The following is a 15645-nucleotide window of genomic DNA, read 5'->3' on the forward strand; positions in this document are numbered from 1 at the left end:
TTAAATTAAATGATCATTCTTTCTATTGCTTAACTAGCTGATCTAATGGGATAATGTATAGATTTCTATCCCTTACCCAATATCCATTGAGCATGCACAGAATAACATGTTGATTGTATCTTCAAACTGTTTTATGACTGAATCCATTTAGAAACTCATTTTTTGAAAAAGCGATTCACATCTGATTGACATGCTTCCAATAGTGTTTGTTCATCCGTTAATTCGAGTAGTTGCAATCCTTCATCGACCAACTTTTTATCAGTTAAACAAATTCCAAGTGTCACTTTAGCATTTCCTAGAAAATCATATCGCTTACTTTTTTGGGCCGTATCTAACAATAGATAACTGATACTAGTACACTTCTCCATCAAACCATTCCACAGAAAAATACTAGCTAAATTAGAGAGTAATTTATACTTGGTGGGAAGAATCTCTGTATAATCAGAGTAATCATTCAGCCTATCTATAACTTCATCACAGATAGAAATCACTGTTTCTAGTGGAAGTGTGAATAAAATAACGACAATTAATTTGAGGTCACTATGATACCAGACATCCTGATTTTTAATTTTGTTCCATGCTTCCGTGGCCATCGTTCTTACCTTCTCATCTGGACCAGATTCTCTTAAACAAAGAATGACTTCTACTCTCTTTAGTATATTTAACACAGGAATATCATTAGGATGTTTTTTTAAATAAGCTACACTCTTATTCTTCAGTTCCAATAATTTATCATTTGATTGGTAGGCATTGTTATCTTCTGCTAATAAGATAATTTCTTCCCTATCGGAGTGGTGGTAGGAATGGCATATATATCGAAATTCTTCAAAATCTAAGCCAACTTGCTTTAGAAGATGCTCCATCGACTCAAAACTCGGTACCACTTGGTTCGATTCAATACGCGACAAGTGCGCTCTTGAAATGTAACCCTGACAAACTTCCTCCTGGCTAATATGTTTTGATTTCCGTATTTTTTTATAGATCGTACCGTAATCCCAACGCATAACAACTCACCTCTAATTATGTGTATATATGTGACATTTTTACATTTCGATATATGTTTAGTATATCATATATATTAAAGAAAGAGGTGAAAAACGTGAAAAAAATCACTATTTATTTATTTTTTGTAGCATCACTCCCACTCTTCAACTTGTTAGATATTTGGAGATGGTGGGGATTCCATTAATTGAAAGGAGATAACTAGGGGACAGATTTGTTAGTATTAGAACTTTACTATCTAACAAAATACTGTATATGAAGATTGATTTTTCGTTTCAAGAGGATACAAAATAGATTTGAAAAACATAGGGAAAACTGAATTAATTTAAGTAAGGAAACTCGTTTTTCTATATAGCATCCCACTGTACAAAATAACATTAGGAGGGTAACTATAAAAAAATAATTAAAAAAATTACTTTTTTATCGCTATTATCTACACTAGCTCTCCCCTACTTACTTTAACGGTAAGTGTAAATGAAATAATTCCTAACAATAAAAGTGCTCTAATAAAAACAGAAGACCGTAGAGCTATAGGCGCTACAGCAATCTTTTTTGGAGGAATTTTTGTTGGTTGGGTTATAGATGGAACAATAACGTATGTGACAGGAAAAGCGCCTTCGGAATGAGTTGCTTGGGGATTACGTAATATTCACAATTATATTTTACAACAAGTAAGAAACGGCGCAAGACAAGTTGTAATTCCCAAAAGTGGTCCGTACACATGTCCTGGAGTCGTAATCGACCATTCAGGGATGTGTCCATAGATGAACAAACGAAGCTTCAAAAAAATGTTTCTAATATTTATTTTAGGTATCATTGTAGGTCTATTCTTAATCCCATTACTTAGACCACATATAGTTGATTGGTTAAAAACTATATGTGGTTAATAGTAACGATAACCTTATTTAACAAAAAGTTTTCCCTTACCAACAGTTTATTCAGAAGAATAAATAATTTTAGATTCGAGTGCAATCACAAAAGAAGTCCAATGGTCTTGATGTTGGGAAGGCTGATTGATTTCGTATTACTTTAAAATTCAACTATTTAGAGAAAGGTATTCTGATGAGAGCTTGTAACAATATCAGATAGATATAAGAATGGAGATGTTTGATAAAATGCTTTCATAGCTAACCAACTGTTGAAAATTATGAGTTACAAAATCTAAAGTATTTAAGATTGGTTTATAAAATTAGGTCTCTGTCTGTAGAAAGGAACGTGCAGTTAGAAAGGAGGAAAAAATAGGATACTATAATTCAGACTGAGATTTCTAATTAAAATGTGTAGTTGCATTTCGCTCATTTTCATAATATTTCATTCAGAGGAGTAATAATATGTTAAAAATTAGAAAAGTAGTTGCATCATCCATTGCCGTTTTGGCATTTAGTTTGGCTTCTCCTGTTTTGGCATTTTCTCACCGTGGTGGCGAGTGGAACTATGGAGGCCATCATGATCCAAATAATTGGGGAGCATATTCGAATTATTATCATGGTTCACGGTATCACTGGGCCTATGTTGGAAGTAATGGACGTGACAACCAAAAAATAGTTTATAAAGGAGCACATGTTGCGGCCTATGCGTTTGTTAATACAGATTTTGGGGAGCAAGTTACATTTGATGCGGGATGGTAAAGAATAATTGAAGAAGATTCTTTTATCAATAGTTTAGTAAGCTTGTTAGTTTGTAGGGGGCAGGGCTATTTCTGTCCTCTATTTTAGAATAAGGAATGCACTATGAAAAAATTATTTATACTCATATCCAACCTGCTTGCTAGTTTGTTCTTTGTTTGGGTATTTACCATTTGGACTGATACATATGTCTCCCATTATTACCCCAACGTTGTTGTACGTGATTCTTCCCCTGAAACAACTTTTCAGCATGTTGCTACACGCTTGGAAAAACTAGCAGAAGAAACGGATAGCTTTATTGCGATTCAACACCAAGATATTAACTCAGAAGGTACTACAGTTTTTTCTTATACGACCTTTGGGAACGGAAAGTTGCCTGATGGGCTCCAGGAAAAAAATCTAGAAGATGCTCAAAGTAGTAGTGTTGAAACAAACTATTTTGTATTCGATGGACACCTAGATATTCACTTGCTAAGGGAGGAGCTAAGTCAACTTGGCTTGACTAACATGCACCTGATAATTCCATCTAAACTATCTACGTTAATGGCTATCTTTAGTAACGGATTTCAGTTAATCAGTCTATTGATTTTCATCTTAACCTTTGTAGCACTGACTTTAATTAGTCAAATTAGCCAATTACGGTCGTCGGGCATTCGCCTCATTTCAGGAGAGAAACGGTGGTCCATTTTCCTTAGACCAGTTGGTGAGGATTTGAAAGGGATAGCTATTGGTTTCAGTTTAGCTGGCGTGCTCGCCATTCTTATGCAAAAAATTCTGTCGCTTCCAACGCAATCCCTAACGACCATAGGAGAAGGCTTGCTCAGTTATAATCTCATCTTGTTGTCGATCTCCCTGTTTTTCGCTCAACTCTTCGCAGTTGGGATAAAAAAGATACACCTGATGCAGATTATAAAAGGGCAAGTGCCTGTCAGAGGAATCATTAGTTTGATTTTAATCGGTCAACTATTTGCGATTATTATTGTAACGCTGGGAATAGGGAGTAGCTTAAAGTATTCCCAAGCCTGGCAACAGCATCGGATTGGACAAGAGGTTTGGAGTCAGGAAAGGCAACTGATTACCCTATCAATCAGCCGTGAAGGAACGAGTCCTGGTTTTGATGAACAAACTCAAAGGAAACTCAGAACTTGGTATCAATTGATGGATCTGGCTGTTTCAGAACAAAAGGCTTTCTTATCTAGACACCAGTTAATTGAACGTACTTTGCAAAATGGCATGGCTTCCTCCAAAAACTTGACAACCTCTACAGAATGGCACGATTACAGCCCGAATGGCAATGTCCTTATCGTCACACCGCAATACTTGGAGCGTCAAAACATTCCTGTAGATACAACTATTGAGCAAAAGATGAATCACCTTGATGTAGGGGAGTTTGTCTTATTGCTGCCTGAACACCTCCGTTCAGAGGAAGAACATTATAAATCTGTTTTTGAAGACGACTTAACCAGTCGCATGTCTAGTCAAGATGAACGACAGCAAATGACTGCTACGGTGGGTTATTTGGAATCAGGTCAGGATCGATTTGTGTATAATACGACCCCTATTTCTTACCAGCAGTTTTTGAAAGATCCAATCATCATTGTTATAACACCCCAATCAACTGGTCCACAGTCCATTTTGTTTTGGGTAGACGCAGTACAGAACTACGTTCTCTTTAATCAATTGTCTGATGCCCAGGAGCTTATCCAGAGACAAGGCATTAAAAATTGGGTCTCAGAAATGCAAACAGGTTACCACAACTACATCACATTATTGGATAATATCCAGAGGGAACTTTGGGTAATGCTAGCAGGAGCTGTGCTTGGGATTGCAACTTCAATCTTGTTGTTTAACACTATGAATAGGCTCTACTTCGAAGAATTTAGACGTGCCATTTTTATCAAACGCATTGCAGGTCTCAGGTTCTTAGAAATCCATCGCACTTATCTCTTTGCTCAACTGGGTGTGTTTTTACTGGGATTTGTTGCGAGTGTATTTCTTCAGGTAGAGATAGTAGTTGCTTTCTTAGTCTCGTTACTCTTTACTGGTCTATCTCTTTTACAGTTACATGTCCAAATGCAGAAAGAAAACAAGATGTCCATGCTTGTTTTGAAGGGAGGTTAATATGATTGAACTTAAACAGGTGAGTAAATCTTTTGGAGAACGAGAGTTATTTTCGAATCTTTCAATGACATTTGAGGCTGGAAAAGTCTATGCCTTAATTGGTTCAAGTGGTAGCGGAAAAACAACCTTGATGAACATGATTGGGAAATTAGAATCTTATGATGGGACGATTTTTTACCGAGGTAAAGACTTGGCCAAATATAAATCGAGTGATTTTTTCCGTCACGAATTGGGCTACCTCTTCCAGAACTTTGGCTTAATTGAAAACCAAAGTATTGAAGAAAACCTTAAGCTAGGTCTCATTGGTCAAAAGTTGAGTCGGTCGGAACAGCGGTTGAGGCAGAAGCAGGCTTTAGAACAGGTCGGCCTGGCTTATCTTGACTTAGATAAGCGCATCTTTGAGTTATCGGGCGGAGAATCGCAACGGGTTGCCTTGGCAAAAGTTATCTTAAAGAATCCACCCCTTATTCTGGCAGATGAGCCAACAGCTTCAATAGACCCAGCAAACTCTCAGTTGATTATGGAGATTTTGCTATCTCTTCGAGATGATAATAGACTAATCATTATCGCAACACATAATCCGGCAATTTGGGAGATGGCTGATGAAGTGATCACGATGGATCGTTTGAAATAAAAATCCTTGTTTTTAATTACACGATGAGTTACTGAAATATTATCATGAATCAATAATTGGAGTTAATTTAGAATTGTACTTTATTAATATTGAGCTAACTTTTTCTTGATAAAGGAAGAAATAGTGGAGAGGAAGTTAGAATGAAAAAATTCGACAATTATATTATTGAGAAGCCTTGCGATTCTAATTCAGATAAACTGCAAAAAATCTTAATAATTGAAAGTTTGGTAGATGATATTTTGCGATTTTCTCTCAGAATCAATAATAGTGTAGGAGAGATTTTCCTCCTACAACCGTTTCATAAGTATTAATCTATACGCTTACATATATCTTTTGGTCTCTATCCCTTTAGGTAAAAATACCGATTTTATGGTATAATAAAGATAACGCTATACAAGGAAGTGTGCCATGACTCTTGATGTAAATAAAGAAGAATTAACAATTTTAGGGATTCCCTTTGATAACTTTTCAGATTTCGATACCGTCTGGTATGCTATTGGGTCATCAATGATTGAAAATTATGAACCTACTGTTCAAGATGTGATTGATTTAAAAACTTATGTTATCAACAAACGAAAGGAATTGAATATTGGTTAAAAATCAATACGAAGGCTATGAGTACATTGACCCCAATCACCAATATACCTATCCAAATTCTACAGTCTTAATCAACAAACAAAATATTACAAATATTGAAGAAGCCTACCGGAATGAGCATTTATTCGTTACTAGAAGGCTTGCAGACTTGCGCTTGAAAACCATAGAAGTCTACTCCATTAGTGATATTTTAGTCATTCATAAATATTTATTTCAAGATGTCTATGCTTGGGCGGGACAATTTCGCAAGGTGAATATCTCAAAAAATGGGAATCCTTTTATGTCAATACAATCTTTCAGTACTGCCCAAGCATATATAAACCGCCTTATTCATAACTATTATCAAACTGCTAATTCAAAAGATGAGATTATTAAACAATTAGCAAAAATTCTTGATAATCTTAATTATTTCCATCCCTTTCGAGAAGGGAATGGACGAACTCAACGAGAAGTCATTCGTTCCTTAGCATTATCAAAAGGATACTCTGCACAAATACGCGTGGAACAAGATGATGAAGTTTACAATCTTTATATGGATGGGACAGTCTATGGGGACTTAGGAAAGTTAGAAGAACTACTTGGTAAAATACTGGAAAAATTGTAAATTAATCTACAAAAACACTTGTATTTTTTTAAATATCCTAAATATCACAGAAAATTATAACTTACTCAAAACTTAAAGACAAAAAGCTTCTGAAACGTTAGATTTCAGAAGCTTTCTTCTTATCATAAAACGACTGCAACTATTAATCGATACCACATTATCTATATTTATTAAAATAATTAATGTTTAAGTAGTGGTCCGCTAAGATGAAATTCAAAATTTGTAACATCAACTAAACCAACAACTTTGTCACTTTGATATAATTCCATCAAAAATTGTGCCATCTCTTCACTTGTGTGATATTTAGCAAAATGCTCATCATAATCATATTCTTTAGAATCTGTAGCAACTTGACCGAATTCCGTCTTTGTGGCAGCTGGAGCTAAAACCTTAGCTTTTAATTGATGTTGATTTGCCTCTAGTTCCAATGCCAAGCCTTCTGTAAAAGCACTGACATAAAATTTACTTGCACAGTATGTAACTGCATTTGGAACCATCATGTATCCGCCTCTAGATGATAAGTTAATCAATTGAGCGCCTTTACAATCTTTATAATCTCTCACATATAGAGTTGATAGAATTGTTAAAGCTTCAATGTTTAGATGGATTAATGTTATTATCTTTTCTAAATCTTGAGATTCAACCTTATCATAATTTCCAAAACCAGCATTATTTATTAGAGTAGTAATGTGATATTTTTTCAAGCTTTCATAAAGAGCAAAAACATTACTGGACTTCGATAAATCAACAACTTTAATAACAACATCTAAATCCGGATAATGGTTCAAAATCTCTTGCTTCAATTTTTCTAGTCGTTCTTGACGCCGAGCAATTAAAATAAGATTCGTTCCTAATTTTGCAAATTGTCTTGCTGTCTCCGCTCCTATACCAGCACTGGCTCCAGTAATACAAGTATAATTCTTCGTTTGTTCCATACTATTTTCTCCTTTACAGATTGCTATTTGCATTTTTTATAAGAGTCGCTGCTCCCATCAAGGTTCTTGACAGCCTTATCACTAAGCCCCTCTGGAGCTCTCTATTCCTTCAAACCAATTTTTCGTCTATATGGTATTACCTCCTCTCCTAGCTTTATATCAAATTCCTTTGATGCTATGTATTTTACATAGTAAAGTGCACTTTATGTCAAGAGAAAACTGAAAATTTTTTGATTTTTTAAAAATTATGCTAAAATAATAAAAAAAGGGGGGGAAATATTATGACTCACTATTCTATTGGAGAATTTGCTAAAAAAACTGGACTTTCTATTTCCACACTTCGATACTATGAGCAAGAAAAATTGATTTACTCACACAGAGAAGAAAATAATCGTAGATACTATGATGACTCTGATATAGCGTGGACTCAATTCATTATTAGATTAAAAAAGACGGGAATGTCTATTAAAAATATGCAAGAATACGCTGACCTAAGATATAAAGGAGACTCCACAATTCCTCAACGACTTAGACTACTATTTTTTCAACTTGATGAACTTCATAAGCAACAAACTGAAATTAACCAACATATTGATTTTCTTGAAAAGAAAATTAAAACTTATTTAGGTATTAATCCTAATTAGCACCATTATTATTTTCTTTATCTAAAAAAGGGATTGACAATAAAATTGAACTCTTTTTATATTACTTGTTAAATGGTTGTAAATTGGATTTTCTTAAGTTGAACTTGTAAAATAGAAGTGTATACATTTTTTATCTATAGTTGTAAAGATTTAGTGAAAGTATAGCCAAATATAGACATTTTTATAAATTCACCAATGTCTGTTATAATGGACATTATTTGAAATTTCCATTATAACAGACATTGATACAGTTTTGTAACATTATTTTGGTATAGTAATATTATAAAAGGAGGCGAGAAACATGAGAAAATTTGTCAGCATATTATTGTTGTCATTATCAATAATTACGCTAATTGCTTGCACTAAAAATAAGCAACAATCTCTGGATGGCGAATACTATTGGATATCAAGTGAAAGAAATGAATTGGCATTTACTATTAAAGGAGATAATGCTTCCATAGAGCATGGAGAAGCCAACAGCTTTACCATTAACAAACAAAAGAATACGATCGAATTAACTGGACAAAATATTGCAAGTCGAACAGAAGAATATTCATTTAAAGATGGGGTCTTTTCTGTTGATATTAGTGGAGTTAAGCATGACTACTATCTTAAAGGTAGCGAAGCGTATAAGAAGGCTCTAAAACAATATGGATATAAATAAGATCATTCACACCTATTTTACCGAATAGGTGTTTTTTTGTGCTGAATAGATTACTTCAAAAAACTTTTAAGCTTATTCTTAACCGAATAGTTTATATTTCATGCAAATTAGTTTAATCAAAGAAATTGGATTATATTTTATTACACAATGTATTCATGAATAATTTAAAAGAAGAAAATATTAGAAGAGCGGTCTGGCATATAAAGCGACATCTAGAAGGACTATGGAATTCTCGAGATGAAGTAGAGAGAAAATATGAAATGTTTCATCTGCAATCTAGTGTTGAATGTTTAGTACGTGTAATGAACAACGAAAAACCCTATCCACCTATGGATAGAGAAGAAGTATTTTGAGCATAATTTTTTAAAAACGATGCCAGGGCACAAAAGAGTGAAGAGAAACTTTTCATGCGTAAGTCGTGGGTAATTACTTCAGGATGCTTTAAATTTAACTGATTTTATTGTATAGTATATTAAAGACTAGCAGGTTTAGATTAAATATGACTATAGGGGATTATATGGATAGGAATGAAATTATTTATAGAAGGTTACATAATACTGGTTTGATTGAAAAGATAGATAATTTTGATAGTCTAATTACAAGGGCTTTTGGAATTCAATCGCAATACTATAATCATGCTATTTTTAATATCTATAATAGATTGAATAATAGTAGAGGGAAGGATATAAATGAGTTTAAGAAAAGACATGAAATGATATTAGGTTGGGGACAACGTGACACATTGCACATTTATAATATTCGAACTTGGAAAAGAATTAATGGTTTTTTAATGCCGAATACATGGGTAAAAAAAAATTTTGATAAAAAAAGTATGAATATAGATTTAGAGAAAGAAAATTTTCATTGTCTAACTAATCGTAAAGATATACTCATGAATGATTTAAAAAAGAAATATGAGGATCGCTGGAAATTAGTCTTTGAATGGTCAGCATTATTTGTGGAGTTGTCAAGAAATAGTGAAATTTATTTAAAATTCAACGAGAAGGAAGAAAAGAAAGTATGTTATAATTTGGATCGTTCTACGGAGTGTTTTTCTAAAAATGAAATTGCTTATTTGTTTTTTGAGTTTTACGGTCCTGCAACAATTGATGATTTATGTCATTTTTTTGATACTACTAAAAAATTTTGGAATAATGAATTAGATTTAAAGAGACTTGAAAAGTTTGAATTTGAAGGAGATACCTTTTACTATAAAAAACATGAGTTAAAACAAAGAGATCCTAATGCTATGAACATTACTTTGCTGGGAAAATTTGATCCACTTCTCGTAGCTTATGCTCGAAAGGACATACTTGTACCAAAAAAATATCATAAAATAGTATGGGGTGCCGGAGGACAAATTAGCCCAATCTTATTTGTGAATGAAAACTTTGCGGGTAAGTGGAGCTTTCGTTTATCTGTAAATTCTATTAGATTTGATATTTCAGTTCTGGAGGCGTACATGACTGAAGAAAGTCGAGCAAAAATTGAAATTATATTAAAGAATTTTTCAAACTGGATGGTAAGAAGAAAAATAATTTTTAATTGGAGTTTGTTGGATATTTAATATGAAAGCGTGTTTGTGCATACAATATTTTTTTAAATTATGAAAAATTTATGAATGTGTATGGAAATGACAGGCTAGATTTGCTGTGGAATGAGGTCCTTTCTTGGGTTGAAACTCCATCAAAATTTTTTAGAAATTATAGTATTCAATATTTTAAGGAACTAATTAAACATATTGAATAAGTGATAGTTGATAACTGTGTAAATAAAAATGAAAAATTTTAGTTGTTGTAGTATGTATAATTGTGTAAAATTATTTGGAGGTAAGGTATGAATCTAATAGATATTCTTAAAAAGAACAATAAAATTATTTTGAGTTTAAATGAAGAATACTTTGTTAAAATGCAAAAAAAGGAAAAGAAATATGAGTATAGAAAACGATTTTTAAATCAAAAATCATATGCTTTCATATACATCTCTAAGACAAAAAAAGAAATTGCAGGAATTGTTGAATTTGGGGTACCAAAGTGTGATTCAAGTGAAAATATTGCTAAATTTGCAAGTCAAATTGGTGATAGTACGTATGATAATATTATTTCATATTTAGGTGAAAATAAAAAAGGATATGCTATTCCAATTAATAAAGTATATCTATTTGACTCTCCAATAAAAATTAGTACTTTAAGAAAAATCGATAAAAATTTTTATGCACCACAGTCGTACTCTTATCTAAAAGAAAAATCGAATCTTTATAATTATTTAAAGAATTCAACGATTCAATTAATTGAAATATTATAACTAATGATTTGATTTTTTCCAATCTTTAGATGGTGAGTATTATTGGATCTCAAATGAAAGAAACGAGTTAGCGTTTACTGTTAAAGGAAATAATGCTTCCATTGAGCATGGAGAAGCCGACAGCTTTACCATTAACAAACAAAAGAATACGATTGAATTAACTGGACAAAATATAGCAAGTCGAACAGAAGAATATTCATTTAAAGATGGGGTCTTTTCTGTTGATATTAGTGGAGTTAAGCACGACTACTATCTTAAAGATAGCGAAGAATATAATGACGCACTAAAACAATATGGATATAAATAACATCATTCACACCTATTTTCCCGAATAGGTGTTTTTTTGTGTTAAATAGATTCCTTCAAAAAACTTTTAAGCTTATTATTAACCGAAAGTCAAATCTATTTTTTGTTCAAATTTTGGTCATAGTTTGGTCAAAGAAACAAAATATACCATCCTATTTTAAAAAACCGAATTGTGATGATTGCCGATAAACAAACACTTTGATTTTTCTTTTTATTTCTTTATTCTTCTTATCATGCAAGATTCAGAGAATAAAGCTAGTTGCAGCCACTGCTCCAACACTAATTAAGGCTTTAGTTTTGACTTTATTTAACATCTTAGACCTTCTTTCTAAAAAACTAGGTCAAGAATAACAAAAAAGATTTGTAAGTTTTATCACATCACAACGAAAGGTAATTCCTACATTTCTGGCGCAAAATCGTACAGTTCAGAGAAAAAATTAAAACCAGCTGTCCTTGGGGTATAATAGACTTATTGGAAAAAATAAAGTGCCATACTGTACTATGCTATACTATAGTTAAGAAAACTATTTACGAAAAACCATGCAACTAACTCCTGAGAACTTTAAATTATTTATTAGTGTCAAAAAGGATACCTTCCCAACAAAGATATCCTGTCTAGATACAACTTATAAATCCAAACACTGTAAAGGAGGAGGCACAAAAACTTTAAGTCTAGAAAAACAGTTAATTCTGAACTTGCATTATTTATGCTATTAATCAACTCAACATCTTCTAGTTTTTTGATTTTGGTCTTGGACTAGTGAACATTAACATTCGTAGAATACACTCTTCATTCCTCAAGTCTATTTGACTTAGAAAACTTAAAATTAACAAGTGTCACTATAGCTATTGATGTCACAGAAAGTCCTATTTCAATGTCCTAAAAGAAACCAAAGTAAGAATTATCCTGGAAAAAGATATACACCATAAAGACACAATCATAATCGATTTAACGACACTTCGTGCCTGTCAATTAGTTTTTTGAGACGGTCATACACATGATTTTACTCTTTTTAAAGAAAGTATAGGTCAAGTTTGTCAGAGCAATTACTTGTTTTTGTTATTTAGATACTATGAATATTCATGAGATATCTTTTTTCCTTTAAAAAGTTCTAAAAAGCATGTATCGACTGTAGAGGATAAGAAGTTTAATAGAGATAGTTGTAATACGTATTAAAATTGAGCGTTTAAATGCTAAGTTTAAAACTTTTCAATTTGTGGAATCATCAACTGTGAGTTAAAATAATTTACAAACAGAGGCTTTCCAAAAAACTTGATATCATACTTTTTATTGTGGAAATATTTATTTCATTTTCTCCTAGTATTGAATTTTCACACACTCATTAATTTTATTGATATAATCCAATAATAATGATAATATCAAATAATAATAATAAAAAGATTTGATAGTATTTTTTCATAATCTGTCACGCTTTCTAATGATTTTTTATGGTAAATGGAGATAAATATGATTTTAGGTGAAACTTATAGGAAAATAAGAGAAGAAAAGGGAATTTCTATTTCTTCATTAGCAGGTGCTGAAATTTCAAAATCTCAAATATCTAGATTTGAATTAGGAGAAACAGAGATTTCTGTCTTTAAGTTATTGTATCTTCTTGAAAGAATAGGAGTAACACTAGAGGAATTTCTGCTTATCTGTAATCATTATCAACCTTCGGATTTTAATACCTTAATAGCTTCTGTTAAACAGGCCGCATATAATGAAGATTCTCAAGCATTACTAGATATGGTAGAGAAAGAAATAGAACTTTTTCATAGGACAAATTCTCATTACCATAAATTAAATGCTATTTTCATTGAAAGTATTGTTTCGGGAATGGATAAGAATCATCAATTGAGTCGTCAAGACGCCTCTTATCTTACAAACTATTTATTTTCTGTTGAAAACTGGGGTTATTACGAAACGCTCATCCTTGGAAATTGCTGTCGTGTTCTATCTCCAGATTTATTATTTAGATATGCCAAAGAGGCGCTCAAAAAAGGGAAGTTGTATAGCTCTATACCTAAAAATAGACAATCTCTCATTCAACTACTTCTCAATTCTTTGATTATAATGATTGAGAACGACTTATATGAGGAATCTTTATTTTTAAAACAGGCTACGAAGAATATATTAGCGGATTCCACAGATTTTTTTGAACAAACTATTTTGCTGTATTTAGATGGATATTTGGAACTGAAATTCTATCATAATCAAAAATCACTTTTAAAAATCGAAGAAGCTTTAAAAATTTTCGAACTCTTCAATAAAACAATCTACAAAAATTACAAAGAATACTTTGAGAAACACATCATTCATTTAGTAGACTAGGCCATTTATCTATAGGGTAATAACGTGATCAAACTCTTCCAATATTTCTGGATTTTGATCATGAGTAATGACAATAACAATTGCATCTTTAATGGATAGAATGTAGTCCATCATTGCTTTGGCTTTTATTGGATCAAGGTTGCTTGTAGGTTCGTCAAAAATATATACAGAATATGGTTTGGCTAAAAACCTAGCTAAATCAATTCGTTGCTTTTCTCCTTCTGAAATGGTTTGATTTGATTGAGATAGACTCTTATTAAGGAAGTCTTCATTAAATCCTAAGGCTTTTCTTAATTTTTCAGTTAAATAAAGGTTTCTGGACAGTTTGATATTCTCTAGGATATTTCCTTCAATCAGAAAATCATTTTTTTGCACAAATGCAATATCTTTATATAACTCCTCTGAGGGAATATCAATATTCTGTTTTCCGTTGATTTTTATTTCCCCATCATAAAGATTTTTGGAATAATAGTTTAGTATTAATTTTACTAAAGTTGTTTTCCCAGCTCCTGAAGCACCTATAATCGCATAGCGTTTGCCTTTTTTAAATTCATAGGAAAAATGATCAAATAATATTTTATTTTCAATTTCATAATGTAATTGGCTAATAGAAATGGTCGAAATGTTATCACAATCAATTGTCCTTGTTTTATGGAAAATTTCATGATTTGTCTCATATAAATTTTCTTGGATATTATCAATAATGGACTTGCTACTGCTGATTAAATTTTTATTGTAAAGAATAGATTGTAATGGAGCAAAAACACCGTTTAATAATTGAATACTTGCTACTAGTAATCCAATAGTCAGTAAGTTATTTCTTACAAAAAAGATACCAGCAACCATACAGGATAGTTGAGAGCCAAAACTTAGTAAAATTCCAGTAGTTGAAGCTAAGTCTTTTAAGAATTGATATGTTTTTCTGGACTCTTCAAATTCTAAACTGATTTCCTGAATTTTTTCTTGGGTCCAGCTTTGAATATTTAATAACTTAATTTGTTCAAAACCATTAATAAAGTTTGTCATTTTTGACAAATAGTGATTATTTTGTAGAGAATAATTATTTGTTGATTTAGTCATTAACTTTCCAGGAATTTGTGATAGAAAAATCGTTAGACTCGACAATAAAAGAAAGACTAATGCTAATCGCCATTCTATATAAATAATAGCAACCACACTCATGATAAGGCTCCCTAAATTTGCAATTAGAGAGATTTTAGGGATTAATAAATTTTCTTGAATAAGGTCACTGTTTTTGGTGATATTATTTAAGAAATCTGAATGGTTACGGTTGTCAATTTGGTTAAATTCACGCGATAAATAATGTAATAAGAGACGCCTTTTTAGATCTAAAATAACTTTTTTTACATATTGGTTTTTAAGATAGGAATAGGAACAAGAAATCAAGAACCACAGTAAAATCGAACTTACACAAATAGTGATATGAAAGAGTAATCCACTATTTGAATTAGATATACTATCAAGTATTCTTCCTAATTGGAGAGAGAAGAATGTCATTAAAAGAGCACTTGTCAGACTTAATAAAATAAGCAAGAAATATAGTAATTTATATTGTTTCATAATCTGGTTCATATCTTACTCCTTAAGTAACTCTGATGAGAGTATTATAATCCAAATATGAAAATCAGAAACAAACCTCCCGTATTTGGGACGCACTGAATAGTTTACACTAAGTATAAAAAAATTATAAAATAATTATTTTTTAAAATAAGAGGAGAACTCATATTTTTATTTATACTCAATGAAAATCAAAGAGCAAACTAGTAAACTAGCCGCAGGTTGCTCAAAACACTGTTTTAAGGTTGAAATGGAACTGACGTAGTCAGTATCCTAAATTAGAACGACTGGAATTGGGC

13 protein-coding genes and 3 pseudogenes are annotated in these 15645 nt (G+C 31.9%); 12 read left to right on the top strand and 4 right to left on the bottom strand.

The genetic code is table 11. The annotated features are described in order from the left end of the window. Positions 1 to 155: 155 nt before the first annotated feature. Positions 156 to 1004: a helix-turn-helix domain-containing protein gene (locus NML76_RS04010; protein WP_215194929.1), complete on the bottom strand. Its 849-nt coding sequence runs from the start codon at positions 1002 to 1004 to the stop codon at positions 156 to 158. 919 nt (positions 1005 to 1923) lie between these two features. Here NML76_RS04010 and NML76_RS04015 point away from each other — a divergent pair. The 6 genes and pseudogenes from NML76_RS04015 to NML76_RS04040 form a co-directional block, all read left to right on the top strand. Then, a pseudogene (locus NML76_RS04015) lies at positions 1924 to 2019 on the top strand (PhrA family quorum-sensing system peptide); the annotation flags it as partial. A gap of 314 nt (positions 2020 to 2333) precedes the next feature. Continuing rightward, entirely contained in the window at positions 2334 to 2630 is a 297-nt protein-coding gene (locus tag NML76_RS04020) for a lactococcin 972 family bacteriocin (RefSeq protein ID WP_215194930.1), read from the top strand. A 102-nt stretch (positions 2631 to 2732) separates the two neighbouring features. Then, entirely contained in the window at positions 2733 to 4748 is a 2016-nt protein-coding gene (locus NML76_RS04025) for a bacteriocin-associated integral membrane family protein (protein ID WP_215194931.1), read from the top strand. Position 4749: 1 nt separating this feature from the next. After that, entirely contained in the window at positions 4750 to 5382 is a 633-nt protein-coding gene (locus tag NML76_RS04030) for an ABC transporter ATP-binding protein (protein ID WP_023919434.1), read from the top strand. Between the two features lie 408 nt (positions 5383 to 5790). Next, the gene (locus NML76_RS04035) at positions 5791 to 5979 is read left to right on the top strand and encodes a hypothetical protein (protein WP_000171299.1); all 189 of its coding nucleotides are present in this window, start codon (positions 5791 to 5793) and stop codon (positions 5977 to 5979) included. Further along, a complete protein-coding gene (locus NML76_RS04040) occupies positions 5972 to 6583 on the top strand; it encodes a Fic family protein (protein ID WP_023919439.1) in 612 nt (203 codons plus the stop codon). Before NML76_RS04035 ends, NML76_RS04040 begins: the two co-directional genes overlap by 8 nt. Before the next feature lie 179 nt (positions 6584 to 6762). Here the strand turns inward: NML76_RS04040 and NML76_RS04045 are convergent, their stop codons facing one another. Further along, complete coding sequence (locus NML76_RS04045) at positions 6763 to 7518, bottom strand: SDR family oxidoreductase (RefSeq protein WP_023919441.1); 756 nt, start codon at positions 7516 to 7518, stop codon at positions 6763 to 6765. Positions 7519 to 7799: 281 nt separating this feature from the next. On the opposite strand from NML76_RS04045, the gene NML76_RS04050 reads away from it, so the two are divergent. The 5 genes and pseudogenes from NML76_RS04050 to NML76_RS04070 form a co-directional block, all read left to right on the top strand. Continuing rightward, positions 7800 to 8162 carry a MerR family transcriptional regulator gene (locus tag NML76_RS04050; protein WP_215194932.1) on the top strand — a complete coding sequence of 121 codons (363 nt, stop codon included), beginning with the start codon at positions 7800 to 7802 and terminating at the stop codon, positions 8160 to 8162. 301 nt (positions 8163 to 8463) lie between these two features. Beyond that, complete coding sequence (locus NML76_RS04055) at positions 8464 to 8826, top strand: hypothetical protein (RefSeq protein WP_254732738.1); 363 nt, start codon at positions 8464 to 8466, stop codon at positions 8824 to 8826. Between the two features lie 517 nt (positions 8827 to 9343). After that, the gene (locus tag NML76_RS04060; RefSeq protein ID WP_254732740.1) at positions 9344 to 10393 is read left to right on the top strand and encodes a crosslink repair DNA glycosylase YcaQ family protein; all 1050 of its coding nucleotides are present in this window, start codon (positions 9344 to 9346) and stop codon (positions 10391 to 10393) included. A 269-nt stretch (positions 10394 to 10662) separates the two neighbouring features. Next, entirely contained in the window at positions 10663 to 11130 is a 468-nt protein-coding gene (locus NML76_RS04065; RefSeq protein WP_254732742.1) for a hypothetical protein, read from the top strand. Positions 11131 to 11152: 22 nt separating this feature from the next. After that, a pseudogene (locus NML76_RS04070) lies at positions 11153 to 11437 on the top strand (hypothetical protein); the annotation flags it as partial. Between the two features lie 244 nt (positions 11438 to 11681). Here NML76_RS04070 and NML76_RS04075 read toward each other — a convergent pair. Further along, positions 11682 to 11750: pseudogene (locus tag NML76_RS04075) on the bottom strand (peptidylprolyl isomerase); the annotation flags it as partial. A 1154-nt stretch (positions 11751 to 12904) separates the two neighbouring features. Between NML76_RS04075 and NML76_RS04080 the strand changes: the two are divergent. Then, positions 12905 to 13768 (top strand): helix-turn-helix domain-containing protein, encoded by an 864-nt coding sequence (locus NML76_RS04080; RefSeq protein ID WP_041818440.1) that lies wholly within the window; start codon positions 12905 to 12907, stop codon positions 13766 to 13768. Positions 13769 to 13777: 9 nt separating this feature from the next. Here the strand turns inward: NML76_RS04080 and NML76_RS04085 are convergent, their stop codons facing one another. After that, positions 13778 to 15361 (bottom strand): ABC transporter ATP-binding protein, encoded by a 1584-nt coding sequence (locus NML76_RS04085; protein WP_013904653.1) that lies wholly within the window; start codon positions 15359 to 15361, stop codon positions 13778 to 13780. Between the last annotated feature and the right edge of the window lie 284 nt (positions 15362 to 15645).

This window comes from Streptococcus sp. CF8_Ac1-9 (assembly GCF_024295565.1).
Taxonomy (GTDB): domain Bacteria; phylum Bacillota; class Bacilli; order Lactobacillales; family Streptococcaceae; genus Streptococcus; species Streptococcus parasanguinis_X.

Coding starts and splice junctions, on each gene's coding strand:
- NML76_RS04060 (WP_254732740.1), top strand. CDS start 9,344: ATGGATAGGAATGAAATTATTTATAGAAGGTTACATAATACTGGTTTG.
- NML76_RS04010 (WP_215194929.1), bottom strand. CDS start 1,004: ATGCGTTGGGATTACGGTACGATCTATAAAAAAATACGGAAATCAAAA.
- NML76_RS04025 (WP_215194931.1), top strand. CDS start 2,733: ATGAAAAAATTATTTATACTCATATCCAACCTGCTTGCTAGTTTGTTC.
- NML76_RS04065 (WP_254732742.1), top strand. CDS start 10,663: ATGAATCTAATAGATATTCTTAAAAAGAACAATAAAATTATTTTGAGT.
- NML76_RS04055 (WP_254732738.1), top strand. CDS start 8,464: ATGAGAAAATTTGTCAGCATATTATTGTTGTCATTATCAATAATTACG.
- NML76_RS04020 (WP_215194930.1), top strand. CDS start 2,334: ATGTTAAAAATTAGAAAAGTAGTTGCATCATCCATTGCCGTTTTGGCA.
- NML76_RS04045 (WP_023919441.1), bottom strand. CDS start 7,518: ATGGAACAAACGAAGAATTATACTTGTATTACTGGAGCCAGTGCTGGT.
- NML76_RS04080 (WP_041818440.1), top strand. CDS start 12,905: ATGATTTTAGGTGAAACTTATAGGAAAATAAGAGAAGAAAAGGGAATT.
- NML76_RS04035 (WP_000171299.1), top strand. CDS start 5,791: ATGACTCTTGATGTAAATAAAGAAGAATTAACAATTTTAGGGATTCCC.
- NML76_RS04030 (WP_023919434.1), top strand. CDS start 4,750: ATGATTGAACTTAAACAGGTGAGTAAATCTTTTGGAGAACGAGAGTTA.
- NML76_RS04085 (WP_013904653.1), bottom strand. CDS start 15,361: ATGAACCAGATTATGAAACAATATAAATTACTATATTTCTTGCTTATT.
- NML76_RS04050 (WP_215194932.1), top strand. CDS start 7,800: ATGACTCACTATTCTATTGGAGAATTTGCTAAAAAAACTGGACTTTCT.